The organism is Rhizobium sp. LjRoot30 (assembly GCF_964253915.1).
In the GTDB taxonomy this organism is placed as follows: Bacteria; Pseudomonadota; Alphaproteobacteria; order Rhizobiales; family Rhizobiaceae; genus Metarhizobium.
The window spans coordinates 1-1241 of record NZ_CAXUSG020000053.1 but is presented as its reverse complement, the minus strand read 5'-3'; the positions used below and the strand labels follow the sequence as shown (position 1 = coordinate 1241).

Annotated in this window: 1 protein-coding gene; it reads right to left on the bottom strand. The window is 61.1% G+C overall.

Going from position 1 to position 1241, the window contains the following annotated elements:
• Positions 1-16: 16 nt before the first annotated feature.
• The coding region (tnpC, locus tag ACSQ3I_RS28105; protein WP_436004478.1) for an IS66 family transposase at positions 17-1241 on the bottom strand (1225 nt) is incomplete at its 5' end.

The window sequence follows — 1241 nt, the reverse complement described above, 5'->3', positions numbered from 1 at the left end:
GTAAGCGGTTAGCCGATCACGCGGCCTTGAAGTTCCAGGGCATGAGGGCGTCGATTTCAGATGCTGGCCAGCCCTGTGCGATGCGGGTCAGGGTCTGAGAGAGCCAATCGAGCGGATCGACATTGTTCATCTTGGCTGTCTGCAGGAGCGTAGCCAGCGTGGCCCAGGTTCGTCCGCCGCCCTCGCTGCCGGCGAATAGACTGTTCTTTCTGGTAATGGTTTGCGGCCGGATCGCCCGTTCGACGATGTTGGAATCGATCTCGATGCGGCCGTCATTGAGAAAGCGCTCCAGAGCTTCGCGCCGGGTGAGCGCATAGCGGATCGCTTCTGCTGTTTTGGATTTGCCGGAGACCTTACCGAGTTCCCGTTCCCACAGATCGAAGAGGTCGGCGACGATGGCTGCGGATTTGCCCTGGCGAAGCGCCGCACGGCTCTCGGGGCTGCCGCCCCGGGCCTCGTCCTCGATGCGCCAGAGCTCGGCCATGGTGATGATGGTCATCGTTGCCGCTTTCGAGATACCGCTGATGTGAAGGTCGTAAAACTTGCGGCGTAGATGCGCCCAGCACCCCGCAAGCTGGACCGTTTCGTTGCTGCCGGCCCTGGTTCGCAACTTGACCAGGCTGGTATAGGCCGAGTAGCCGTCGACCTGCAGGATGCCGCTGAATCCCGAGAGATGACGCACCACGCAATCGGCACCTCGGCCGTCTTCAAAGCGATAGGCAACCATCGGCGGGCTGGTTCCGCCATAGGGTCGATCGTCGCGTGCATAAGCCCACAGCCAGGCTTTCGTTACTTTTCCCGTTCCCGGTGCAAGAGTGGGTAAGCTCGTCTCGTCGGCAAAGACCCGTTCGCCCGCCTTGACGCGCTCGAGGATGTAGTCGGCGAGCAACTGCAGTTCGAAGCCCAAATGCCCCATCCATTGAGCCATCAGCGATCGGCTGATCTCAACGCCGTCGCGCATGTAAATCGCCTCCTGTCGATAAAGCGGCAGACCGTCGGCGTATTTGGAGACAGCGATATAGGCGAGCAGCCGCTCTGACGGCAAACCGCTCTCGATGATGTGCGCCGGTGCCGCTGCCTGGATCACACCATCGCGGCCTCGGAACGCATATTTGGGACGGCGCGTCACGATGACCCGGAACTTCGGCGGCACGACGTCCAGTCGCTCGGAGCTGTCCTCGCCGATCAGGACCTTTTCCAGGCCGACACAATCATCGGGAATATTCGGCTCGATGACTTCT